We start from the raw sequence: 23,403 nt of genomic DNA, 5'->3' as shown, positions 1-23,403 counted from the left end.
CCCGATCACTCCCCCACACCGACGGACGGAACGGAAGAACCGGAAGCCACGGGGACAACCCGCGCGAAACCACCGTCCACCATCAGATTCGCCACCGTCTCCAACTCCGGCGGCCGCCCCGCCAGCCGCGACAGGAAGACGTCGAAGTCCTCACCGCACGGCAGCAGCAACCGCTCCACCCGCTCCGCCGGCGACCACGCCGGATCCACGTCCCGCACATCGTCGTACGCGCAGAACCACACCGAACCGATCCGGTCACCCTTCACCTTCACGGCCAGCAGACCACCCTGCACGAACCCGACCCCCAGATAGTCCTTGGTCAGATGATCACGCAGACACTTGTTCACGTACACCAGATCATTGACCGCCGCCTCGTCCCGCACCGTGAAGAAGGGCTGGTCCACCAACAGCCCCAACTCCGCGTCCAGCGCCGCACCCACCGGAGCACAACCGCCCGCCGCCTTCAAAAACGTCCGGTACGCGCCCGGCAACCGGTACCCCAGGTCCTCCTCGACCCCCTGCACCTGCTGCTCCGTCACCACCACACCCGACTTCGGCAGCCCGAAATGCGCCGGACGCGTCTCCTGCAACGGCCGCGTCCCGCGCTTCCCCTGATCCACCACCGCCGTCGCGATCCCACCGTGATGCCGCAACAACGCCTTCACCTCGACCGGAACCAGCTCCAGCCGCCGCGAACCCACCACGTGGTGCCACGTCCAGCCGTGCGGCGTCGCCACACTGTCCACCGTGTCCCACAACTCGTGCCCCGACGCCGACAACGCCGCGTTCGCCGACACGTAGTCCGTCAGCCGCAGCTCGTCGACACCGAAACCCTCCGGCGGCTCCGCGATCTCCGCGGCCGCCCGCGCATAGGACGAGAAATCCGGGTAACCGCGCTCGTCCACCCGTACCCCTCTCGGGTGACGTGCGGCCCGGACCGGATCCGGGAAATGCACGACCTGCCCGGCATAGGCCGCGTTCGGCGGCACGGCTCGCTGCCCGAGCCGACCTGTCGTCATGGCGGTTGCCCCCTGCGGCGCTCTGGACGGACCCCGGCGGCCGAATCCGCATCCGGACCGACCACCACGCCCCGTATCCGACTGTCTCCAACGGTCTCCCACGCGCGTCAACCGCGCGCCAGGCGGTGCCGACAGCCTAAGCGGTACGACGACACCGGTCACCGGCCCTCCACTTCCGTGACCAGCCGTCACCCCCTCGTGACAACCAGCCCGAACCGGGCGTGTCGCACCGCCCCAGCTTCCACACCGGCCACGCCGTTTGGCACTCTGATGACTTCCGGGGGGATGCACGGAGGGGAAAGACGATCATGAACGCCACGCAAACGGGACCGCACACCAGCCGCTCCGGCGACCCCCGCATCGGCTGGAGCAGCGACGAAACCCCCCACGCACCCGTCCTCCGCCACCGCCGCGACGGCATACTCCCCACCATCGCCGCCGCCCTCTCCGTCCGCGGCGCCACCCTCACCAGCACCGCCGCCCGCGGCGACCAGCCCCCCACCCTGCACCCCCTCGTCCAGGAGTTCCTCGACACCCTCCCCAGCGACCGCCGCGACCGCTACACCGGCCGCTGCGCCGAAGCACTCCTCATCTCCCGCCACATCACCACCGCCGACGCCACCCGCAGCAAACGCGCCGCCCGCAGACCCATGACCAACGGCGAAGCCCGCAAAGCCCTCAAACAGGCCAAACTCACCGCCCGGCGCATCCGCGAGGACGGCGACCCGCTCCACGGCAGCTTCGCCACCCCCTGCCGCGCCTGCACCGCCCTCAGCGCCCACTTCGGCGTCCGCATCGTCGACCCCACCACCGACGACAGCTGACCCCCACGCCCCCACCAACCACCCCGCACCACCACCGCACGACGGCCCCGCGCCGACCCACGACCCCGACGAACGAAGGGCAGATGCACCCCGACCGCACCACCACGCGCTTCCCCGTACCCGTCGACGCCGCCCTGCGCACCGCCGGCTGGCAACCCGGACGCTGGGACATCAAACAGGCCGAGATCTGGGCCGACACCCTGCGCGAACACACCTCACCCGCCGGCCACCGCCACGCCGTCTTCCCCGCCGCCGTCGAAGCCTGGGCCGAATTCGGCGGCCTCCACATCACCCCCACCGGACCCGGCCGCCAGATCGCCCCCACGGCCGTCCACCTCGACCCCCTCCACGGCCTCCACCTCGCCCGCACCCTCGTCGACCTCGGCCGCGCCCTCGACACCGACGTCAGCCCCCTCGGCACCGAGACCGACAGCCACTCCCTCCTCGCCATCGACGCCGAAGGCCGCGTCTACGCCCTCGACCACACCGGCGACTGGTACCTCGGCCCCGACATCGACCAGGCCCTCGGCACCCTCATCTTCGGCATCGAACCCGTCCGCCTCACCGCCGGCTGACCCCGCAGGACCCCCACCCGCACACCCCTTACACCGCCGGAATCACCGCCGACACCCGAAAACCCCCCGCCTCCGTCGGCCCCGACACGAACACCCCACCCAACGCCACCACCCGCTCCCGCATCCCCACCAACCCGTTGCCACCCGACGGCAACCGCGCCGACGACGCCGCCCCCACCTCCGGCGGCGGCTCGTTCTCCACCTGCATCGCGATCTCCGCCACCCGGTGCGCCAACCGCACATACGTCTTCGCACCCGCCGCATGCTTGTGCACGTTCGTCAACGCCTCCTGCACCACCCGGTACGCCGTCTGCTCGACCTCCCGCGCATACCCCCGCACCTCACCCTCCACCGACAGATCCACCACCATCCCCGCAGCCGCCGACTGCCCCACCAACTCGTCCAGCTCCGACAGACACGGCCCCTCCCCCTCCTCCACCACCCCCCGGGCGACAGCCACCGCGGCCACCCCCACCACCGCCGACGACACCGACGCACCCCGCGCCCCCACACCCTCACCACTGCGCAACACCCCGAGCATCTCCCGCAACTCGGTCAACGCCTGCCGCCCCATGTCCCCCACCAGCGCCGCGTTCCGCACCGCCTTCTCCGGATCCTTCCGCGCCACCGCCTGCAACGCCGCCGCGTGCACCACCATCAGACTCACCCGATGCGCCACCACGTCATGCATCTCCCGCGCGATCCGCGTCCGCTCCTCACCCCGCGCCCACTCCGCCCGCTCCTCGGCCCGCTCGGCCAGCAACTGCAACTCCCGCTCCAGACTGTCCGCCCGCTCCCGCAGACTCTCCATCAGCCGCCGCCGCGCCCCCACGTACAGCCCCAGCAGCAACGGCGGAGCGGTCAGCCCCAGCGACGTCGTGATCGCGGCGAACGGAATGAACCAGTCACCGATCGTCAGACGCCCCTGGTCCATGCTCTGCCCCACCCGCACGAACGTCACGATCAACGTCCCCACCAACTGCATCCCCGCCAACGAGGCGATGATCCGCCGCGGCAACTCGGACGCGGCCAGCGTGTACAGCCCGACGATCCCCATCAGGAAGCCCATCTGCGCCGGCGTGACGGCGATCGCCACCAGCACCACCGCGATCGGCCACTTCCGCCGCACCAGCAGCACCGACCCGGCGAGCAGCCCGAACACCACCCCCGCCGCCGGCGGCACACCCGCGTCCCGCGCGAACGGATACCCCTCCACCGCGCACTCCGCGGCGGACACCACCGCGAGACTCCAGTCGAACACCGCACTGCGGCGCCTGCTCCACCACCAAGGCCCTCCCCGAGCCGAGGCGTGCTCTTCCCCCGTCGTGGTCATACCTCCACCCTACGGGCGCCCGCCCCGCCTTTTCCGGCGACTTTCACCGACTCCTCCCCACCACACCCCACAACCGAACAGCATCGAAACCCCCCGGTATCCCTCGAACTGCTGAATGAGCCCTGTTCGAGCCCGGAAGCTCACATTCCGGCCGGACGGTATGCCTATGACACCTTCACTCGACAAGTACACGGACTTCGAGGGGCTGCGGGAGCGGGCGGTCGCGCTACGGCGGGCGGGACTCAGCCTCCGGCAGATCCGGGACGAGCTTCAGGTGCACAACAAAGAGACACTCCAACGGCTCGTCGAGGGGGAGCCTCCTCCGGAGTGGACGAAACGCCCCCGGGCGAAGGACGACCTGTGCGAGAAGGCGCGCGAGCTGCGGCAGCAGGGCTGGACGTACAACCAGATCCAGGCGGAGCTGGGCTGCTCCAAGAGCTCGGTGTCGCTGTGGGTGCGGGACCTGCCCAAGCCCACGCCTCGCTACACGCAGGAAGAAAAGCTGGCCCTCATGCAAGAAGGTCTGGCAAGGCGCCGTGCGGCTGAGGACGAAGAGCGGGTAAGGATCAAGGCTGCGTCACGGGAGGAGATCGGGAAACTTACCGACCGCGAACTCTTCATGGCAGGAGTCGCGCTCTACTGGGCCGAGGGCTCCAAGAGCAAGCCCTATGCCCGCCGTGAACGCGTCGCCTTCGTCAACAGCGACCCAGGCGTGATCCGTACATACCTCGCGTGGCTCAGGTTGCTCGATGTAGCACCGGAACGGCTGGGCTTCCGAGTCCTCATCCATGAGTCCGCCGATGTCGATGCGGCGCACCGCTTCTGGGCGGACATCGCCGGCGTCGACGTTTCCGACTTCGCCAAGCCCACGCTCAAGACGCACAACCCGAAGACCGTTCGCAAGAACATCGGTAACGACTACCACGGTTGTCTGGTCGTGACAGTTGCACAGAGCGCCAAGTTGTACCTCCGCATCGAGGGCTGGTGGGAGGGCATCTTGGTTCAGTCGCAGGAACCTCTCCGGTAAGGTCTGAAGCGCTGTCCCCCGTGGTGTAACTGGCAGCACACTGGTTTTTGGTACCAGCAGGACAAGGTTCGAATCCTTGCGGGGGAGCCACAGCACACAAGACCTTGGTTCGGGCCCTGACAGCACTGTCAGGGCCCACTCTCATGTCCGCCGGGAAACGCCCCGGTATCCTTCGGATGTCCCACCTCTCCACAGCCGAAGGGCAACTCCGTGAGCGCCATCCGCCCGGCAGCCGTCGTCGTTCTCGCAGCGGGTGAGGGCACCCGTATGAAGTCGGCCCTACCGAAGGTCCTGCACGAGATCTGCGGCCGCAGTCTCGTGGGGCACGTCCTGGCCGCCTCCCGTGAGCTGGACCCCGAGAACCTGGTCGTCGTCGTCGGGCACGCGCGCGAGAAGGTCACCGCGCATCTCGCCGCGATCGACCCGGCCGTGCGGACGGCCGTGCAGGAGGAGCAGAACGGCACGGGGCACGCCGTGCGGATGGGTCTGGAGCAGCTCGGTGGGTCCGTGGACGGGACCGTGGTGGTGGTCTGCGGTGACACTCCCCTGCTGACCGGTGCGACCCTCGCGCAGCTGGCGGCCACGCATCACGCGGACGGGAACGCGGTGACCGTGCTGACGGCCGAGGTGCCGGACGCGACCGGGTACGGGCGGATCGTGCGGGACGAGGTGTCGGGTGCGGTCACGGGGATCGTGGAGCACAAGGACGCGTCGGAGGCGCAGCGGGCGGTCCGGGAGATCAATTCGGGTGTGTTCGCGTTCGACGGGCGGTTGTTGGCGGAGGCGTTGAAGCAGGTGCGTACGGACAACAGTCAGGGTGAGGAGTACCTGACGGATGTCCTGGGGATTCTGCGTGCGGCGGGTCACCGTGTGGGTGCGTCCGTGGCCGGTGATCATCGTGAGATCGCGGGGATCAACAACCGGGTGCAGTTGGCGGAGGCCCGTCGGATTCTGAACGACCGGTTGCTGACCGCGGCGATGCTGGCGGGGGTGACGGTGGTGGATCCCGCGTCGACGTGGGTGGATGTGACGGTGTCGTTCGGGCAGGACGCGGTGGTGTTGCCGGGGACGCAGTTGCTGGGTGTGACGCGTGTGGGTGAGGGTGCGGAGGTGGGTCCGAACAGCCGGTTGAAGGACACGGTGGTCGGTGCGGGGGCTCGGGTGGACAACACGGTGGCGGACGGGGCCGAGGTGGGTCCGGAGTCGACCGTGGGGCCGTACGCGTATCTGCGGCCGGGTACGCGGCTGGGTGTGAGGTCGAAGATCGGTACGTACGTGGAGACGAAGAACGCCGTGATCGGTGAGGGCACGAAGGTGCCGCATCTGTCGTACGTGGGGGACGCGACGATCGGGGAGTTCACGAACATCGGGGCGGCGAGTGTGTTCGTGAACTATGACGGACAGGACAAGCATCACACCGTCGTCGGGTCGCACTGCAAGACGGGTTCGGACAACATGTTTGTGGCTCCTGTCACGATCGGGGACGGCGCGTACACCGCTGCCGGGTCCGTGATCACGAAGGACGTGCCGCCCGGTTCGCTGGCCGTGGCCCGTGGTCAGCAGCGGAATATCGAGGGTTGGGTGGCTCGTAAGCGTCCGGGGAGTGCGGCGGCGAAGGCTGCCGAGGCGGCTTCCCGGGAGGGCGACGGGGAGAACTGACCGGAAACGAGTGCGTCGTGGACGGCGTACCGTGATAAGTGCACATCCGCACCCCCACCAGCTGAGACGGCCCCGTCGCGCCCAGCGGCGAGGTCTTGGGTCGGCCGGCTGAGACACCTCTGAGGAGACAGTGCTGTGACCGGGATCAAGACGACCGGCGAGAAGAAGATGATGTTCTTCTCCGGCCGCGCCCACCCCGAGCTTGCCGAGGAGGTCGCCCACCAGCTGGGTGTCGGGGTCGTCCCGACGAAGGCCTTCGACTTCGCCAATGGTGAGATCTATGTCCGCTACGAGGAGTCGGCGCGTGGTGCGGACTGCTTCCTGATCCAGAGCCACACGGCTCCGATCAACAAGTGGATCATGGAGCAGTTGATCATGATCGACGCGCTGAAGCGTGCGTCGGCGCGTTCGATCACGGTGATCGTGCCGTTCTACGGTTATGCGCGGCAGGACAAGAAGCACCGTGGCCGTGAGCCGATCTCGGCGCGGCTGATCGCGGATCTGATGAAGACGGCGGGTGCGGACCGGATCCTCACGGTGGATCTGCACACGGACCAGATCCAGGGTTTCTTCGACGGTCCGGTGGACCATCTGTTCGCGCTGCCGCTGCTGGCGGACTACGTGGGCAGCAAGGTGGACCGTTCGAAGCTGACGGTGGTGTCGCCGGACGCGGGTCGGGTCCGGGTGGCGGACCGTTGGTGCGACCGTCTGGGTGCGCCGTTGGCGATCGTGCACAAGCGGCGTGACAAGGACGTGGCGAATCAGGTGACGGTCCATGAGGTCGTCGGCGAGGTGAAGGGCCGGGTGTGTGTCCTGGTCGACGACATGATCGACACCGGTGGCACGATCTGTGCGGCGGCGGACGCGTTGTTCGCGCACGGTGCGGAGGACGTCATCGTGACGGCGACGCACGGTGTGCTGTCGGGTCCGGCGGCGGACCGGTTGAAGAACTCGAAGGTGAGTGAGTTCGTCTTCACGAACACGTTGCCGACGCCGGGTGAGCTGGAAGTGGACAAGATCACGGTGTTGTCGATCGCGCCGACGATCGCGAACGCGGTGCGTGAGGTGTTCGAGGACGGTTCGGTGACGAGCCTGTTCGACGAGCAGTAGGCGGTGCGCCCGCTTCTGCCGGGTTGATCGATTTTTCTGCGGCCTCCCCCGCCGAGTAGACTGCGCGAGTTGCTCGGCGAGGGAGGCCGTACCCGTGTGTACGGCGGTCCGTTATCGACGCGCTCTTCGTAGCAGGCCGTTCGTGGCCGGGTGACCTTTTTGTCGTCGCTGTTTCTACGAGGAGTGAGTGTCATGTCCGAGGTAAAGATCGCCGCTGAGACCCGTACCGAGTTCGGCAAGGGTGCGGCTCGTCGCATCCGTCGTGACGGCAAGGTTCCCGGTGTGCTGTACGGCCACGGTTCGGACCCGATCCACCTGACGCTGCCGGGTCACGAGCTGCTGCTCGCGCTGCGTACGCCGAACGTCCTGATCTCCCTGGACATCGACGGCAAGACGAACGAGCTGGCGATCCCGAAGTCCGTGCAGCGTGACCCGATCAAGGGTTTCCTGGAGCACGTCGACCTTCAGCTGGTCCAGCGTGGCGAGAAGGTCAACGTCGAGATCTTCGTGCAGACCGAGGGTGAGCTCGCTCCGGGTGGCAACCTGCTGGAGTACGTCCTGAACCCGCTGCCGGTCGAGGCCGAGGCCACGCACATCCCGGAGTCGGTCACGGTCTCCGTCGAGGGTCTGACGGCCGGTGACTCGGTTCTGGCCAAGGACGTCCCGCTGCCGTCGGGCACCAAGCTGGGCGTCGACGGCGAGACCGTCGTGCTGCAGGTGCTGGCCGCGCAGGCGGAGGAGCCCACCGAGGGTGAGGGCGAGGAGGCTTCCGCGGAGGCCTGATCCTCACCGTCGTCGTTTGTTCGTCAGCCGCTGTTCCCTTGTGGGGGCAGCGGCTGGCGCGTATCGAGGAGACATGGACGTGACGACCGACGCCAATGCCCCCTGGCTGATCGTGGGGCTGGGCAATCCGGGTCCGGAGTACGCGATGAACCGGCACAACGTGGGGTTCATGGTGGCCGATCTGCTGGCCGGGCGGATCGGGGGGAGGTTCAAGCGGGCGGGGCGGGCACAGGCGCAGGTCGTGGAGGGGCGGATCGGTCCGCCGGGGCCGGCCAACCGGCGGGTGGTGCTGGCGAAGCCGATGTCGTACATGAACCTGTCGGGCGGGCCGGTGAACGCCTTGCGGGAGTTCTACAAGGTGCCGGTGGCGCAGGTGGTGGCGGTTCATGACGAGCTGGACATCGACTACGGGATGTTGCGGCTGAAGCTGGGTGGTGGGGACAACGGGCACAACGGTCTGAAGTCGATGACGAAGGCGTTCGGGGCGGACTACCACCGGGTGCGGTTCGGGATCGGGCGGCCGCCGGGGCGGATGCAGGTGGCGGACTTCGTGCTGAAGGACTTCTCGGGGGCGGAGCGCAAGGAGCTGGACTATTTCGTGGACCGGGCGGCGGACGCGGTGGAGTGTCTGGTGATCGAGGGGTTGGAGCGGGCGCAGGGGACGTACAACTCCTGAGCCGGGGGTGCGGGGCGTGGACAGGTGGGGACAACTCGCGATGTGTCACCCGTGGAGGTTGACGGGCCGTTGAGGCATGGCCAATGATCCCGGCCATGCCTGCCATCGTCGCCACGTCCCACCGGCGTCCCGCTCGTCGGCGTTCCGCGCGCCGGGGTTCCTCCCGTCGTGCCTCGGTGGGCGTGGTGCGGTTCGGGCGGCTGGCGGCGATGTGGGTGGTGGCGTCGCTGATCCTGGTGGCGGGGGTGTGGGGTTCCTGGGGGACGGCGCAGCACGTGATGCTGACGAAGGGCCGGGAGCAGGGCACGATCGCGGTGGCGCGCTGTGGTGCGGACAGTTGCTCGGGGCCGTACACGCCGTTGTCGCCGGGGTCGTTGGCGCGGGCGCGGGTGGTGATCGAGAAGACGGTGGCGGTGCGCAGGGGGCAGACGTACACGGTGGTGATCAAGCCGGGTGGTGGTGACGACGTCGTGCGGTCCGGTCCTGCGGGGGTGCTGTACGCGTGGGTGCCGATGGGTGGTGCGTTGCTGCTGGCGTCGGTGGTGGTCGCGGGTGGTCTGGGGCGGGCGCGGCTCGGTTGGGTGCTGGCGGGGTCGGGGGTGGCGTTGCTGACGGCGGTGTTCGTGGCGGTGTAGGCGCGCGTGGTGCCGTACGGCGTGGTCCGGTACGACGGGCGAAGGGCGCCCCCGGGATTCCCGGGGGCGCCCTTCGTCGTGGTGCGGGTGGGTGTCAGCCGGTGTTGCGCAGGCCGGCGGCGACGCCGTTGACGGTGAGGAGGAGGGCGCGGGCGAGGAGGGGGTCGGGTTCCTGGCCGGCGGCCGCCGCGTCGCGCTGGCGCTTGAGCAGGGTGACCTGGAGGTAGGAGATGGGGTCCAGGTAGGCGTCGCGGATGGCGAAGGTCTGCTTGAGGACGGGGGTGGCGTCGAGCAGTTCCTTCTCGCCGGTGACCTTGAGGATTTCGGCGACGGTGAGGGCGTGTTCGGACTTGATGGTGTCGAAGACGTGGCGCAGTTCGTCGGGGACGAGGGTGTCGACGTAGTGCTGGGCGATGCGCAGGTCGGTCTTGGCGAGGGTCATCTCGACGTTGGAGATGAAGTTGCGGAAGAAGTGCCACTGGCCGTGCATTTCTTCGAGGACGGTGTCGAGGCCGGCTTCGCGCAGGGCCTTGAGGCCGGAGCCGACGCCGTACCAGCCGGGGACGATCTGGCGGGACTGGGTCCAGCCGAAGACCCACGGGATGGCGCGCAGGCCGTCGAGCGAGACGCCGGAGCCGGGGCGGCGGGAGGGCCGGGAGCCCAGGTGCAGGTCGGCGAGCTGGTCCACCGGCGTCGACGCGAGGAAGTACGTCGGCAGGTCCGGGTCCTCGACGAGCCGGCGGTAGGCGGCGTGGGCGGCGTCGCTGACGACGTCCATGGCGGCGTCCCAGCGGGCGAGTGCCTCGTCGGACTGGCGGGGTGCGGTGTGCAGGGCGGAGGCCTGGAGGGTGGCGGCGACCGTCAGTTCCAGGTTCTCGCGGGCCAGTGAGGGGATGAGGTACTTGTCGGAGATGACCTCGCCCTGTTCGGTGACCTTGATCTCGCCTTCGAGGGTGCCCCAGGGCTGGGCGAGGATGGCGTCGTGGGAGGGGCCGCCGCCGCGGCCGACGGTGCCGCCGCGGCCGTGGAAGAGGCGCAGGCGGACGCCGTAGCGGTGGGCGACGTCGCGCAGGCGTCGCTGGGCGCGGTGGATCTCCCACTGGCTGGTGGTGATGCCGCCGAACTTGGAGGAGTCGGAGTAGCCGAGCATGACCTCCTGGACGTCTCCGCGCAGTGCCACCAGGCGGCGGTACGACGGGTCGGAGAGCATGTCCTCCAGGATGGTGTCGGCGGCCTTCAGCTCGTCGGTGGTCTCCAGGAGGGGCACGATGCCGATCTTGGCCCAGCCGGCGTGCAGGTCGACGAGGCCGGCCTCGCGGGCGAGGACGGCGGCGGCGAAGACGTCGTCGGCGCCCTGGCACATGGAGATGATGTAGGACTCGATGACCTCGGGTCCGAAGACCTCCAGGGCGCGCTTGACGGTGAGGAAGACGCCGAGGGTCTTCTCGCCGGCGGCGTCGACGGGGGCCGGGGTGGGCGCGAGGGGCCGTCGGGAGCGGAGTTCCTTGGCGAGAAGCTTGGCGCGGTAGTCGCGGGGCATGTCGGAGTAGCGCCAGGACTCCTCGCCGAGGCGGTCGAAGAGCTGGCCGAGGGCGTGGTGGTGGGCGTCGGCGTGTTCGCGGACGTCCATGGTGGCGAGCTGGAGGCCGAAGGCGGCCAGGGTGCGGATGGTGCGGTTCATGCGGCCGTCGGCGATGAGGCCGCCACGGTGCTCGCGCAGGGAGGTCTGGATGAGGGTGAGGTCGCCGATCAGCTCGCTGGTGCCGAGGTAGTCGCGGCCGGGCTCGTGCGGGGTGCCCTTGGCGAGGCGCTGCTTGGTGTTCTCCAGCTTCTGCCGGATGCAGGTGGCCTTGAGCCGGTAGGGCTCCTCGGCGTTGAGGCGCTTGTAGCGGGGGCTGATCTCGGGGAGGCGTTCGAGGTCGTCCTTGAGGGAGGCGAGGAGTTCCTCGGTGGCTCCGGTGTAGCGGATGGAGTTGGAGAGGAAGCCGCGGAGTTCGTCGATCATCTCCAGGGCGTCGTTGATGCCGTGTTCGTGCTGGAGGATGAGGACGTCCCAGGTGACCTGGGGGGTGACGTTGGGGTTGCCGTCGCGGTCGCCGCCGATCCAGGTGCCGAAGGTGAGGGGGCGGGTTTCGGCGGGGACGGTGACGCCGACGCGTTCGAGTTCGGCGGTGAGGTCCTCGAGGACGTCGCCGACGGCTCCGGCGTGGAGTTCGTCGAGGTAGTAGATGGCGTTGCGGGCCTCGTCGGCGGGCTCGGGGCGGACGACGCGGAGTTCGTCGGTCTGCCAGACGAGGTCGATGTTCTCGGCGAGGCGGGTGTCGTGGCGGCGGCGGTCGGCCTCGATGACGGGGGTCTCCAGGAGCGCGGCGATGCGCCGGAGCTTGTTGAGGACCGAGCGGCGCGCGGCTTCGGTGGGGTGCGCCGTGAACACGGGGCGGACGTTGAGGTTGCGGACCGTCTCGCGGATGTGTTCGGGGTCGGCGTCCTTGAGGCGGTCGGCGGTGCGGGCGAGGAGGCCGCCCTCGGCGGCGCGCTTGGCGCGCAGTTCGCGGCCGCGGTGGACCTGCTCGGTGACGTTGGCGAGGTGGAAGTAGGTGGAGAAGGCGCGGACCAGCTTGGCCGCGGTCTCCAGTTCGGTGCCGCGCAGCAGATCGGCGGCTGTCTCGCCGTCCTCGCGCGTGAGGCGGCGGACCTTTTCGACCAGGTCGAGGAGCTCGGGGCCCTCCTGCCGGACGAGGGTCTCACCGAGGAGGTCACCCAGTCGGCGGATGTCGGCGCGCAGCTCGGGGCTGGTTGTCGTCTGGTCGTCGGCACTGCTCACAGGTGCGGCTCCTTGCAGTGTTGAAGCTCGTCCGGGAGGGAACTCGGCCTCCAGGCCCGGCGGCGGGGCCGCTTACGGGTCTGTCGTCCGGGAAGAAAACAGAGCGGACCGCGCTGTCCGACCGATCCAAGGATAGGTGTCCGGGAGGACTCGCGGTCTGGCGGGCTCGTGCCGACGGTTGCCGCACTGCCATATTTACGTCACCGTAGGTTACGGAACCGTAGGAAGTGTGGTGCGGTTCTCCGGGCCCGGCACCTCTCTCAACCCACGACCCCACGAGGGACGCGCATGACCTCAAGCTCCGACGTGATCGAAGACCCTTCGCCGGCGCCCGACGGCTCCGGTACCCCCTCCCCCCACGTCTCCCCCGCGGCGACCGCCACTCTGGGCGGTGAGCAGAAGCGTTCGATCGAGCAGATCGCGCTGCTCGTCTTCATCGTCGTGCCGTTCCTGGCCCTGCTGGCGGCGGTGCCGCTGGCCTGGGGCTGGGGGGTGAGCTGGCTGGACCTGGGCCTGCTGGTCTTCTTCTACTACCTCGGGTGCCACGGCATCACCATCGGTTTCCACCGGTACTTCACACATGGTTCCTTCAAGGCGAAACGGCCCCTGCGGATCGCGCTGGCGATCATGGGGTCGATGGCGGTCGAGGGGCCGCTGGTGCGCTGGGTGGCGGACCACCGCAGGCACCACAAGTTCTCGGACGCGGAGGGCGACCCGCATTCGCCCTGGCGGTTCGGGGAGACGCTGCCGGCGCTGATGAAAGGCCTGTGGTGGGCTCACATCGCCTGGATGTTCGACGAGGAGCAGACGCCGCAGGACAAGTACGCGCCGGATCTGATCAAGGACCCGGCGCTGCGGGCGATCTCGCGGCAGTTCGTGCTGTGGACGGTGCTCTCGCTGGCGCTGCCGGCGGTGATCGGCGGGCTGGTGACGATGTCCTGGTGGGGCGCGTTCACCGGCTTCTTCTGGGGTTCGCTGGTGCGGGTGGCGCTGCTGCACCACGTCACCTGGTCGATCAACTCGATCTGTCACGCAGTGGGCAAGCGGCCGTTCAAGTCGCGTGACCGGTCCGGCAACGTGTGGTGGCTGGCGGTGCTGTCCTGCGGGGAGTCGTGGCACAACCTGCACCACGCCGACCCCACTTCGGCGCGGCACGGTGTGATGCGGGGCCAGCTGGACTCCTCGGCGCGGTTCATCCGCTGGTTCGAGATGCTCGGCTGGGCGTACGACGTGCGCTGGCCGTCACGCTCGCGTATCGATTCGCGCCGGAACACGGGCGGGGACGGCTCCCGGCGCCGGAAGGCGACCGCCGACGCGGCATGATGGACGCCGTGGCGACCGACTCCAGCAGTACCCCGAGCAATGAGAAGCCGCGGCGAGTGCGTCGCACCCGGATGACCGGTGCGGAGCGTCGCCAGCAGTTGCTGGAGATCGGTCGCACCCTCTTCGCCGCGAAGGGGTTCGAGGGCACCTCGGTGGAGGAGATCGCGGCGAAGGCCGGGGTGTCCAAGCCGGTGGTGTACGAGCACTTCGGCGGCAAGGAGGGGCTGTACGCGGTGGTGGTCGACCGTGAGATGCGGCGGCTGCTGGACATGGTGACGAGTTCGCTCACGGCCGGTCATCCGCGGGAGCTGTGCGAGCAGGCGGCGTTCGCCCTCCTGGACTACATCGAGGAGTACACGGACGGGTTCCGCATCCTCGTGCGGGACTCCCCGATCCCCCAGTCCACCGGCTCCTTCGCCTCGCTCATCTCGGACATCGCCACCCAGGTGGAGGACATCCTGGGCCGGGAGTTCAAGAGCCGGGGCTTCGATCCGAAGCTGGCGCCGCTGTACGCGCAGGCGCTGGTGGGGATGGTCGCGCTGACCGGCCAGTGGTGGCTGGACGTGCGGCGGCCGAAGAAGGCGGAGGTGGCGGCGCACCTGGTGAACCTGGCGTGGCACGGGCTGGACGGCCTGGAGGCCAAGCCGCACCTGATAGGCCGCCGCAAGAGCTGACGTACACGCGGCGGAGGGGCCCCGTCCGTCGGACGGGGCCCCTCCGTGCACATCCGGGTCAGTGCTTGAAGACGTCCTTCGCCTTCTCCTTGGTCTGGCGGGCGTCGCCCTTGGCCTGCTCGGCACGTCCCTCGGCCTCGAGCCGCTCGTTGCCCACGGCCCGCCCGGCCGCTTCCTTGACCTTGCCCTTGACCTGTTCCGTCTTCGCCTTGGACTTCTGCTCGCCTGCCACGATCCATCACTCCCAGTGAAGTACGGTGTCCTGTCGTGTCACTACGGGTGACCCGCTTCAGGCATCCCAAACCATGTGCATGAAGAGTAATGTTCTGCCACCATGTGCACATGACTGAGATTGCGATCAGCGCGGCCCGTGCCCAGCTCGGCGACCTGGTCCGGCGCGCCGCCCACAGTCGCGAGACCATCGCCCTCACCGATCACGGGCATGTGGCGGCACTTCTCGTCTCGCCGCAGGTGATAGAGGATCTCGAGGACGCCCTGGCACTCGCCGACTACGAGCGACGCAAGGCCGAGGGCACGCTCACCGAGGGCATCGCCCATGAGGAAGTCGGACGCATGCTGGGGCTGCGTCCGTGACTTATCGCATCATCTGGGAGCCGGGCGCCGCGGATCAGGCCGTACGGTTCCTCAAGGACGACCCGACAGGGCTCAGCGCAGTCTACGAAGCCGTCGACGCCCTCGCCGAGACTCCACGTCCCGCCGCCTCGACCGCCTACGGGCCAACGGCTCGGCGTCTCCGCGTCGGCCGTTACCGCGTCCTTTACCGCATTGATGACGACGTGATCCATGTCCTGGTCACCCACCTGGGCCGGACCCCGTAGCTCAGGCCCCCTTCCGTGCCACCGCGAACAGGCGGCGGAACGGCAGGACCGTGCCGTAGGGGTGGGCCGGGTAGGCCTCGCGGAGCAGGTCGCGGTAGTCGGTGACGAAGGCGTCGCGGGCCTCGGGGTCGTCGGCGAGGGCGGTGAGGACAGGGCGCAGGCCGGTGCCCCGGGCCCAGTCGAGGACGGGGTCCTCGCCCGTCAGGACGTGGTGGTACGTCGTCGTCCAGACGTCGGTCTCGCAGCCGAGGCGGGCGAGGTGGTCGAGGTAGACGCCGGGGGCGTGGACGGAGTCGGTGGGGCGGAGCACCCCGTGGAGGCGGCTCTTCCAGCGGGGGGTGTCGGCGAGGTCGCGCATGAGGGCGTGCAGGGGCGCGTCGGTGTTGTGGGGGACCTGGAAGGCGAGGGTGCCGCCGGGGGCGAGGCCGGCCAGCCAGGCGGGGAAGGCGTCGAGGTGGCCGGGGACCCAGTGCAGGGCGGCGTTGGACACGATCAGGTCGTACGTCTCGGTGGGCGCCCAGGTCGTGAGGTCGGCGTGGACGAAGTCGAGGTGCGGGCCGGCGTGCGTCCGGGCCCGGGCGAGCATCGGCGCGGAGTTGTCGTAGCCGGTGACGCGGGCGGTGGGCCAGCGGTCGGTGAGGCGGGTGGTGACGTTGCCGGGGCCGCAGCCGAGGTCGGCGATGCGGGGCGGGGTGCCGGGTGGGTCGGGGACGCGGGCGAGGAGGTCGGCGAAGGGGCGGGCGCGGTGGCCGGCGTGGCGCAGGTACTGGGCGGGGTCCCAGGTGAGGGAGGGCATGGGCGGCTCCTCGGGGTGGGGTCTTCGTCGTTCGCGGCGGTTCCACCGTCCCGCCAATTTACCTCAATGTCAAGAAGCTCGACATCAAGAGACTTCACGTCGACACAACCACTACACTGATCGTCATGGAGGACGAGGTCGATCGGCTGGTCGCAGCGTGGCGCCGGGAGCGCCCGGACCTCGACGTGGAGCCGCTGGAAGTACTCAGCCGGGTGAGCAGACTGGCCCGGCACCTGGACCGCGCACGCCGTCTGGCGTTCTCCGAGCACCAGCTGGAGCCCTGGGAGTTCGACGTGCTGACCGCGCTCAGGCGCGCCGGGCCGCCGTACCAGCTGTCGCCGGGGCAGTTGCTGACCCAGACCCTGGTCACCTCGGGCACGATGACGAACCGTATCGACCGGCTGGCGAAGAAGGGCCTGGTCGAGCGGCTGCCCGACCCCAGCGACCGGCGCGGTGTGCTGGTGCGGCTCACGGACGACGGCAAGGACCGCGCCGACCAGGCGCTGGCCGGCCTGCTCGAACAGGAGCGGGCGATCCTCGCCGAGCTGTCCCACGCGCAGCGCGCCGAGCTGGCCGCGCTGCTACGCCAGCTGACCGCCCCGTTCGACAACATCCCCGGTTAGGGCCTGTTCCGGCTCCGCCGGTCCGACCCCCGCCCGCCGGGCGAGCGCGACCGCGGCGAGCGTGGAGTGCACGCCCAGTTTGCCGAGGACGTTCTGCATGTGGGTGCGCACGGTGTGCGGGGACAGGAACAGCCGCTCGGCGACCGCCTTGCGTCCGAGCCCTGCGACCATGCAGCGCAGCACCTCGCGCTCCCTGGGCGTGAGGGACTCCACGAGCCGCTCGCTCTCGGTACGGTGCTTGCGCGCGGTGGTCAGCTCCTTGAGCACGCCCGTGAGCAGGGCGGGCGGCAGGTGCGTCTCCTCCCGCAGCACCCCGCGCACGACGGTGAGCAGCCGCGACAGCGAGCAGTCCTTCGCCACCCAGCCGGACGCGCCGGCCTGGAGGGCGAGGGCCGCGCGGCGCGGGTCGTCCTTCTCGGCGAGGACGACGATCCTGACGTACGGCTGGGCGGCGCGGACGCCGGCGACGAGGGAGAGCCCGTCGACCAGCCCGTCCTCCCCCACCTCCCGCACGGGCACGGCCGGCCGCACGCCGGGCAGGCGCCCGCCCAGGTCGGCGTCGACGAGCAGGACGTCGTAGCGGCGCCCCTCGGCGGCGGCGCGCTCCAGGCTGCGCAGGGCGGCCGGACCGCTGCCGGCGGCGAAGACGTCGACGTCGGGCTCGGCCGCCAGGGCGGCGGCGAGCGACTCGGCGAAGATGCGGTGGTCGTCGACGACCAGAACTCGGATGCGAACCACGAAACCCCCCTCCCCCAGGCTCCTCCACGGAGCAGGGGATACCCCAGGCCCGGAGAACGACGACCGGCGCGGGTCCGACGCCCGGGAGGGGTGTGCGACCGCACGGCCGCCGCCGTGCAGAGACTGCTACCCCCACCGCGGGCGTCGTACCCGGCTGTCTCGCCCCCTGATCCGCACCGGCCCCCACCGGTGCTGTCGAACAGAGTAGGGCCGTGCGGGGAGAGCGGAAGGGGAATCGCGGAACTGGTCGTCCTGCGCGTTTATGGTGTGCCGCATGTTCCGTCTTGAGGCAGAAGTCGACAGATCCCGACGCGATCTGCTCCGCTCCCGGCTGCGCGACGCCGACACGGCGGCCTCTCCCGTCCTGCGCGCGCTGCGCGGCACCCCCGCCGAACGCGAGGCGCCGCTGCACGTGTGGGCGTCGGACGACACCGGCGCGCTGGCCGGCGGCCTGGTCGGCCACACCTGGACGACCTGGCTGCACGTCACCCACCTCTGGGTCGACGAACGCCACCGCGGCAGCGGCCTGGGCACCCGCCTGCTCGCGGAGGCGGAACGCCTGGCCCGCGACGACCACGGCTGCCTGCGCTCCCGCGTGGAGACCTGGGACTTCCAGGCCCCCCGCTTCTACCGCCGCCGGGGCTACGAGGTGGTCTGCGTGATCGAGGACTACCCGCCGGGCGTCACGGAGTACACGCTGACGAAGCGGCTGGGGTGAGCGTTCGGAGTGCGTCGGCCGGACACGGGATTCCCGGCCTGCCCTCCCCCGCGACCGGCGCGGTCGTCGCCCGTCGTCACCAAGAGTGAGCGACCCGTGCCCTCGGTGGGCGCGGGTCGCTCGGGACCGCCGGGGTTCAGATCAGGCGGCGGGCGCCCGCCGAGGGGACGGCTTCGAAGGTTCTCGGGGCCGTGAAGCCCGCTGCCGCAAAGGCCTCCTCGACCGCCTTGGTGATGCCGTCGACGTCTGCGGCCTCCGCGAGGACGATCGCGGAGCCGCCGAAGCCGCCGCCGGTCATGCGGGCGCCGAGGGCGCCGCCGGCGAGGGCGGTGTCGACGACGAGGTCCAGTTCGGGGCAGGAGATGCGGAAGTCGTCGCGCAGCGAGGCGTGGCCCTCGACCAGGAGCGGGCCGATCGCGCGGGTCTCGCCGGACTCCAGCAGCGACACCACGCGTTCCACCCGCCGGTCCTCGGTCACGACGTGCCGGACCAGCCGGCGGACCTCCTCCTCGTCCCCGAGCCGCTCCAGCGCCGCGTCCAGCTCGGCGTAGGGGACGTCGCGCAGGGCGTCGACGCCCAGCAGGGCGGCGCCCTTCTCGCAGCCGGCCCGGCGCTTGCCGTACTCGCCGTCGCTGTGGGCGTGCTTGACCTGGGTGTCGACGACGAGCAGGCGCATGCCCTCGGCGGCGAGGTCGAAGGGGATCTGCTTCTGCGACAGGTCGCGGGTGTCGAGGAACAGGGCGTGGCCGGCCTCGCAGCAGGCGGACGCGGTCTGGTCCATGATCCCGGTGGGGGCGCCGACGTAGACGTTCTCGGCGCGCTGGCACAGGCGGGCGAGCTGCCAGCCCGGCAGGCCCAGCTCGAACAGGTCGTTCAGGGCCAGGGCGACGACGACCTCCAGGGCCGCCGAGGAGGACAGGCCCGCGCCCGACGGGACCGTCGAGGTGAGGTGGACGTCGGCGCCGGTGACCGGGTGCCCGGCCTCGCGCAGCGCCCACACCACGCCGGCCGGGTACGCCGTCCAGGAGCGGTCCGACTCGGGCGCGAGGTCGTCGAGGCGCAGTTCGGCGACGCCGCCCTCGACGTCCGCCGAGTGCAGGCGCAGACGGCCGTCCGTGCGGTGGGAGACCGCGGCGACCGCGGTGTGCGGCAGCGCGAAGGGCATCACGAAGCCGTCGTTGTAGTCGGTGTGCTCACCGATGAGGTTGACGCGGCCGGGGGCCGCCCACACGCCCTCGGGCGCGGTCCCGTACAGCTCGGCGAAGCCGGCGCTGACCTGCTGCTCTGCCCCCACTTACCGCTCCTTTGCGATCTTCTGCGTGAACTCCCACGCGTCGGCGACGATACCCGCGAGGTCCGCGCGGGACGGGTTCCAGCCGAGCCGCTCGCGGGCGGTGGCGGCCGAGGCGACCAGGACGGCGGGGTCGCCGCCCCGGCGCGGGGCCACGACCTCGGGGATCGGGTGGCCGGTGACCCGGCGGACGGTCTCGACGACCTCGCGGACGGAGAAGCCGTTGCCGTTGCCGAGGTTGCAGATGAGGTGCTCGCCGGGGGTGGCGGCCTCGACGGCGAGGAGGTGGGCCTCGGCCAGGTCGGCGACGTGGATGTAGTCGCGGATGCAGGTGCCGTCCGGGGTCGGGTAGTCGTCGCCGAAGACGGAGATCGCCTCGCGACGGCCCTGCGCGACCTGGAGGACGAGCGGGATGAGGTGCGACTCGGGGTCGTGCCGCTCGCCCTGCGCGCCGTAGGCGCCGGCCACGTTGAAGTAGCGCAGCGACACCGCGCCCAGCCCGTGGGCGGCGGCCTCGCCGGTGATCATGTGGTCGACGGCGAGCTTGGACGCGCCGTACGGGGAGGTCGGCGCGGTCGGGTCGGTCTCGGTGATGGGGGTGCTGACGGGCTCGCCGTAGGTCGCGGCGGTGGAGGAGAAGACGAGCTTGCGCACGCCCGCCTCGCGCATGGCGCCGAGCAGGGCCATGGTGCCGCCGACGTTGTTCTCCCAGTACTTCTCGGGCTTCACGACGGACTCGCCGACCTGCGAGAACGCGGCGAAGTGGAGGACGGCGTCGAAGGAGGCGTCGAGCCACTTCCCGGCGTCGCGGATGTCGCCCTCGACGAAGGCGGCGCCCGCGGGGACGCCCTCGCGGAAGCCGGTGGACAGGTTGTCGAGGACGACGACCTCGTGTCCGGCTTCCAGCAGGTGCTGGGCGACCACGCTGCCGACGTATCCCGCGCCGCCCGTGACCAAGTACTTGCCGCTCATCAACTCGCTACCTCTCGCAGTCGCTTCGCCGCGTGCTCCGGCGGCACGTCGTTGATGAACACGTTCATGCCGGACTCGGAACCCGCGAGGAACTTCAGCTTGCCGGACGTACGGCGGATGGTGAAAAGCTCGAGGTGCAGCGCGAAGTCGTCGCGGTTGACGCCCTCGAACTCCTCCAGCGCGCCGAACGGCGCCTGGTGCCAGCCCGAGATGTAAGGCGTGAGGGGCTGGTCCTCCCCGAAGATCCGGTCGAAGCGCCTCAAGAGTTCCAGGTAGACCTGGGGGAACTCTGTGCGCGCGGCCTCGTCGAGGCCGAGCAGGTCGGGCACCCGCCGCTTGGGGTACAGGTGCACCTCGTACGGCCAGTGCGCGGCGTACGGCACGAAGGCGACCCAGTGTTCACCCTCGAGGACGACCCGCTCGCCAGCGAGCTCGCGCTCCAGGACGGCGTCGAAGAGGTTCTCGCCGCCGGTGGCCTCCTTGTGGGCGGCCACCTGGCGCAGCATCAGGGCGGTGCGGGGCGTGGTGAACGGGTAGGCGTAGATCTGCCCGTGCGGGTGACCCAGCGTCACACCGATCTCGGCACCGCGGTTCTCGAAGCAGAACACCTGTTCCACGGAGGGCAGATGCGACAGCTCGGACGTCCGGTCCGTCCACGCGTCCAGGACCAGTCGCGCCTGCTCCTCGGTGAGGTCGGCGAAGGAGGCGTTGTGGTCGGAGGTGAAGCAGACCACCTCGCAGCGCCCGGAGTCGCCGGCCAGCGAGGGGAAACGGTTCTCGAAGACGACGGCGTCGTACGACGAGTCCGGGATCTCGCTCAGCCGGTCGCCCTGCGAGGGGCACAGGGGGCACTCGTCGGCCGGCGGGTGGTAGGTGCGCCCCTGGCGGTGCGAGGCGATCGCGACCGAGTCACCGAGGAGCGGGTCCCGGCGTACCTCCGAAGTGGTGACCGTGGGATCCAGCGGACGCCGGTCCACCGCGTCGCGCACCGCGTCGTCCCGCAGGTCGTAGTAGATGAGCTCACGACCGTCGGCCAAGCGGGTCGAGGTCTTCTTCACCGCGGCTCTCCATCCGTACACCGAGCGAAGCGCATCAGGCTTCACGTCGAGCGGGGCTCGCTTCACACCGAACGGAGCGAGCAGAACAAGCTTCCAACAGAACTAAACACATCAAACCACAATCCCCCACGAGAGTCACCACCACAACCAAACAAAGACCACCAAGCGAAGTGAGCAGTGCATGCGAACCCCCACGTATCTCGCGGCTGAGCTACGGCTTCCGACCAACTGGCTCGACTACACGATCATGGCGATCTACTTCGTGGTCGTCCTCGGCATCGGCTTCGCCGCGCGCCGCTCGGTGAAGACCAGCCTCGACTTCTTCCTCTCGGGCCGCTCGCTGCCCGCCTGGATCACCGGTCTCGCCTTCGTCTCGGCGAACCTGGCGGCCACGGAGATCCTCGGCATGGCCGCCAACAGCGCGCAGTACGGCGCGTACACCGTCCACTGGTACTGGATCGGCGCCATCCCGGCCATGGTCTTCCTCGGCCTGGTGATGATGCCCTTCTACTACGGCTCCAAGGTCCGCTCCGTCCCCGAGTTCCTGCTGCTGCGCTTCGACAAGGGCGCGCACCTGCTCAGCTCGGCCCTGTTCGCCTTCGCCGCCATCCTGATCTCGGGCGTGAACCTGTACGCCCTCGCGATCGTCGTCGAGGCGCTGCTGGGCTGGCCGCAGTGGGTGGCGATCGTGGTCGCGGGCTTCTTCGTCCTGGCGTACATCACGCTGGGCGGTCTGTCGTCGGCGATCTACAACGAGGTGCTCCAGTTCTTCGTGATCCTGGCGGCCCTGATCCCGCTGACGGTGCTGGGCCTGAAGAAGGTCGGCGGCTGGGACGGCCTGACCGACTCGCTGACGGCGGCCAAGGGCGACAACTTCGTCAGCGCCTGGGGCGGCACCGGCATCGGCAGTGACAACCCGCTGGGCGCGAACTGGCTGACGATCGTCCTCGGCCTCGGCTTCGTGCTCTCCTTCGGCTACTGGACGACGAACTTCGCCGAGGTGCAGCGCGCCCTGTCCGCGAGGAACCTCTCGGCGGCCCAGCGCACCCCGCTGATCGCCGCGTTCCCGAAGATCTTCATCGTCTTCCTGGTGATGATCCCGGGCCTGGTGGCGGCGGTCCTGGTCCCGAAGATCGGCACGGCGGACTCCGACCTGCAGTACAACGACGCGATTCCCTACCTGATGGAACAGCTGCTGCCCAACGGCGTGCTGGGCATCGCGGTGACCGGTCTGCTGGCCGCGTTCATGGCGGGCATGGCGGCGAACGTGTCGTCCTTCAACACGGTGTTCACCAGCGACATCTGGGCGAAGTACGTGGTGCGGGGCCGTGAGGACGCCTACTACGTCCGCTTCGGCCGCCTGATCACGGCGGTCGGCGTGGTGGCGTCGATCGGCACGGCGTTCCTCGCCTCGTCGTTCTCGAACATCATGAGCTACCTCCAGACGCTGTTCTCCTTCTTCAACGTGCCGATGTTCGTCGTCTTCATCGTCGGCATGTTCTGGAAGCGGGCGTCGAGGAAGTCCGGCTTCTGGGGCCTGCTCGCGGGCACCACGGCCGCGATGGTCAACTACTTCGTCCTCTACAAGCAGGACGTCATCGGCATCCCCACCGACCAGGGCGCCAACTTCGTCTCCGCGATCGCGGGCTTCGTCGCGGGCGCGGTCGTGATGGGGGTGGTGTCCCTCTTCACCGCCCCCAAGCCGGCCGAGGAACTCCAGGGCCTGGTCTACGGCACCGTCTCGCCCGGCATTGCCGAACCGGCCGCCGCCGGCGACGACGCCTGGTACCGGCGGCCGGCGCTGCTGGGCTGGAGCGCGGTCGTCCTCGCCGCCGCCTGCTACATCCCGTTCTCGTTCTGAGCCCGCCCGAGCCTGCTGACGCTGTTCGCGGGAGGATGGAAGAAC

General features: G+C 69.8%; 24 protein-coding genes and 1 tRNA gene. 16 read left to right on the top strand and 9 right to left on the bottom strand.

The window, feature by feature from the left end; translation table 11 throughout:
- Positions 1–5 precede the first annotated feature (5 nt).
- Positions 6–1,019 (bottom strand): SMI1/KNR4 family protein, encoded by a 1,014-nt coding sequence (locus tag AB0N31_RS07110; protein WP_366057343.1) that lies wholly within the window; start codon positions 1,017–1,019, stop codon positions 6–8.
- Between the two features lie 308 nt (positions 1,020–1,327).
- On the opposite strand from AB0N31_RS07110, the gene AB0N31_RS07105 reads away from it, so the two are divergent.
- Together AB0N31_RS07105 and AB0N31_RS07100 are read left to right on the top strand one after the other, a co-directional pair.
- The gene (locus AB0N31_RS07105; protein ID WP_366057341.1) at positions 1,328–1,843 is read left to right on the top strand and encodes a YwqJ-related putative deaminase; all 516 of its coding nucleotides are present in this window, start codon (positions 1,328–1,330) and stop codon (positions 1,841–1,843) included.
- An 83-nt stretch (positions 1,844–1,926) separates the two neighbouring features.
- Complete coding sequence (locus tag AB0N31_RS07100; RefSeq protein WP_366057340.1) at positions 1,927–2,418, top strand: SUKH-3 domain-containing protein; 492 nt, start codon at positions 1,927–1,929, stop codon at positions 2,416–2,418.
- A gap of 28 nt (positions 2,419–2,446) precedes the next feature.
- Here the strand turns inward: AB0N31_RS07100 and AB0N31_RS07095 are convergent, their stop codons facing one another.
- On the bottom strand, positions 2,447–3,751 hold the full coding sequence (locus AB0N31_RS07095) for a histidine kinase (protein ID WP_366057339.1): 1,305 nt from the start codon (positions 3,749–3,751) through the stop codon (positions 2,447–2,449).
- 166 nt (positions 3,752–3,917) lie between these two features.
- On the opposite strand from AB0N31_RS07095, the gene AB0N31_RS07090 reads away from it, so the two are divergent.
- The 7 genes from AB0N31_RS07090 (at position 3,918) to AB0N31_RS07060 (ending at position 9,641) form a co-directional block, all read left to right on the top strand.
- Entirely contained in the window at positions 3,918–4,778 is an 861-nt protein-coding gene (locus AB0N31_RS07090; RefSeq protein WP_366057338.1) for a hypothetical protein, read from the top strand.
- 14 nt (positions 4,779–4,792) lie between these two features.
- Positions 4,793–4,868 (top strand) — tRNA-Gln (locus tag AB0N31_RS07085).
- Positions 4,869–4,988: 120 nt separating this feature from the next.
- Entirely contained in the window at positions 4,989–6,437 is a 1,449-nt protein-coding gene (gene glmU, locus AB0N31_RS07080) for a bifunctional UDP-N-acetylglucosamine diphosphorylase/glucosamine-1-phosphate N-acetyltransferase GlmU (protein ID WP_366057337.1), read from the top strand.
- Positions 6,438–6,572: 135 nt separating this feature from the next.
- Positions 6,573–7,547 (top strand): ribose-phosphate diphosphokinase, encoded by a 975-nt coding sequence (locus tag AB0N31_RS07075; RefSeq protein WP_363086569.1) that lies wholly within the window; start codon positions 6,573–6,575, stop codon positions 7,545–7,547.
- A 192-nt stretch (positions 7,548–7,739) separates the two neighbouring features.
- Entirely contained in the window at positions 7,740–8,330 is a 591-nt protein-coding gene (locus AB0N31_RS07070) for a 50S ribosomal protein L25/general stress protein Ctc (RefSeq protein ID WP_366057336.1), read from the top strand.
- A 73-nt stretch (positions 8,331–8,403) separates the two neighbouring features.
- Positions 8,404–9,006, top strand: a complete 603-nt coding sequence (pth, locus tag AB0N31_RS07065; RefSeq protein ID WP_366057335.1) for an aminoacyl-tRNA hydrolase — start codon at positions 8,404–8,406, stop codon at positions 9,004–9,006.
- Positions 9,007–9,089: 83 nt separating this feature from the next.
- Entirely contained in the window at positions 9,090–9,641 is a 552-nt protein-coding gene (locus AB0N31_RS07060; protein WP_366057334.1) for a hypothetical protein, read from the top strand.
- A gap of 94 nt (positions 9,642–9,735) precedes the next feature.
- Here the strand turns inward: AB0N31_RS07060 and ppc are convergent, their stop codons facing one another.
- The gene (gene ppc / locus AB0N31_RS07055) at positions 9,736–12,465 is read right to left on the bottom strand and encodes a phosphoenolpyruvate carboxylase (protein ID WP_366057333.1); all 2,730 of its coding nucleotides are present in this window, start codon (positions 12,463–12,465) and stop codon (positions 9,736–9,738) included.
- Positions 12,466–12,753: 288 nt separating this feature from the next.
- On the opposite strand from ppc, the gene AB0N31_RS07050 reads away from it, so the two are divergent.
- Both AB0N31_RS07050 and AB0N31_RS07045 read left to right on the top strand, forming a co-directional pair.
- Positions 12,754–13,788 (top strand): fatty acid desaturase, encoded by a 1,035-nt coding sequence (locus AB0N31_RS07050; RefSeq protein ID WP_366057332.1) that lies wholly within the window; start codon positions 12,754–12,756, stop codon positions 13,786–13,788.
- Positions 13,785–14,462: a TetR/AcrR family transcriptional regulator gene (locus AB0N31_RS07045; RefSeq protein WP_086770897.1), complete on the top strand. Its 678-nt coding sequence runs from the start codon at positions 13,785–13,787 to the stop codon at positions 14,460–14,462. The genes AB0N31_RS07050 and AB0N31_RS07045 overlap by 4 nt, the downstream gene beginning before the upstream one ends.
- Before the next feature lie 58 nt (positions 14,463–14,520).
- Here AB0N31_RS07045 and AB0N31_RS07040 read toward each other — a convergent pair whose 3' ends face one another.
- A complete protein-coding gene (locus tag AB0N31_RS07040) occupies positions 14,521–14,694 on the bottom strand; it encodes a CsbD family protein (RefSeq protein ID WP_366057331.1) in 174 nt (57 codons plus the stop codon).
- A gap of 110 nt (positions 14,695–14,804) precedes the next feature.
- Between AB0N31_RS07040 and AB0N31_RS07035 the strand changes: the two genes are divergently transcribed.
- Positions 14,805–15,056, top strand: a complete 252-nt coding sequence (locus AB0N31_RS07035; protein WP_366057330.1) for a type II toxin-antitoxin system Phd/YefM family antitoxin — start codon at positions 14,805–14,807, stop codon at positions 15,054–15,056.
- A complete protein-coding gene (locus tag AB0N31_RS07030) occupies positions 15,053–15,301 on the top strand; it encodes a type II toxin-antitoxin system RelE/ParE family toxin (RefSeq protein WP_366057329.1) in 249 nt (82 codons plus the stop codon). The genes AB0N31_RS07035 and AB0N31_RS07030 overlap by 4 nt, the downstream gene beginning before the upstream one ends.
- Position 15,302: 1 nt before the next feature.
- On the opposite strand, the gene AB0N31_RS07025 is transcribed toward AB0N31_RS07030, so the two are convergent.
- Complete coding sequence (locus AB0N31_RS07025; protein ID WP_366057328.1) at positions 15,303–16,097, bottom strand: trans-aconitate 2-methyltransferase; 795 nt, start codon at positions 16,095–16,097, stop codon at positions 15,303–15,305.
- A gap of 125 nt (positions 16,098–16,222) precedes the next feature.
- Between AB0N31_RS07025 and tamR the strand changes: the two genes are divergently transcribed.
- Complete coding sequence (gene tamR / locus AB0N31_RS07020) at positions 16,223–16,720, top strand: MarR family transcriptional regulator TamR (protein WP_366057327.1); 498 nt, start codon at positions 16,223–16,225, stop codon at positions 16,718–16,720.
- On the opposite strand, the gene AB0N31_RS07015 is transcribed toward tamR, so the two are convergent.
- Positions 16,679–17,458, bottom strand: coding sequence for a response regulator transcription factor (locus AB0N31_RS07015; RefSeq protein WP_366057326.1), 780 nt, complete (start codon positions 17,456–17,458; stop codon positions 16,679–16,681). The genes tamR and AB0N31_RS07015 overlap by 42 nt on opposite strands.
- Positions 17,459–17,720: 262 nt before the next feature.
- Between AB0N31_RS07015 and AB0N31_RS07010 the strand changes: the two genes are divergently transcribed.
- Positions 17,721–18,176 (top strand): GNAT family N-acetyltransferase, encoded by a 456-nt coding sequence (locus tag AB0N31_RS07010; protein WP_366057325.1) that lies wholly within the window; start codon positions 17,721–17,723, stop codon positions 18,174–18,176.
- 136 nt (positions 18,177–18,312) lie between these two features.
- Here AB0N31_RS07010 and galK read toward each other — a convergent pair whose 3' ends face one another.
- From galK to galT, 3 genes are read right to left on the bottom strand one after another with little or no spacing between them, the layout of a single operon-like run.
- Positions 18,313–19,470 carry a galactokinase gene (gene galK, locus AB0N31_RS07005; RefSeq protein ID WP_366057324.1) on the bottom strand — a complete coding sequence of 386 codons (1,158 nt, stop codon included), beginning with the start codon at positions 19,468–19,470 and terminating at the stop codon, positions 18,313–18,315.
- On the bottom strand, positions 19,471–20,439 hold the full coding sequence (galE, locus tag AB0N31_RS07000; RefSeq protein WP_366057323.1) for a UDP-glucose 4-epimerase GalE: 969 nt from the start codon (positions 20,437–20,439) through the stop codon (positions 19,471–19,473).
- On the bottom strand, positions 20,439–21,497 hold the full coding sequence (gene galT, locus AB0N31_RS06995) for a galactose-1-phosphate uridylyltransferase (protein ID WP_366057322.1): 1,059 nt from the start codon (positions 21,495–21,497) through the stop codon (positions 20,439–20,441). The genes galE and galT overlap by 1 nt, the downstream gene beginning before the upstream one ends.
- Before the next feature lie 181 nt (positions 21,498–21,678).
- Here galT and AB0N31_RS06990 point away from each other — a divergent pair, with 181 nt between their 5' ends.
- Positions 21,679–23,358, top strand: a complete 1,680-nt coding sequence (locus tag AB0N31_RS06990; RefSeq protein ID WP_366057321.1) for a sodium:solute symporter family protein — start codon at positions 21,679–21,681, stop codon at positions 23,356–23,358.
- The last annotated feature ends 45 nt before the right edge of the window (positions 23,359–23,403 follow it).

The sequence above is a fragment of the Streptomyces sp. NPDC051051 genome (assembly GCF_040682975.1).
GTDB lineage: Bacteria > Actinomycetota > Actinomycetes > Streptomycetales > Streptomycetaceae > Streptomyces.
This window is presented reverse-complemented; position numbering and strand designations above follow the sequence as displayed.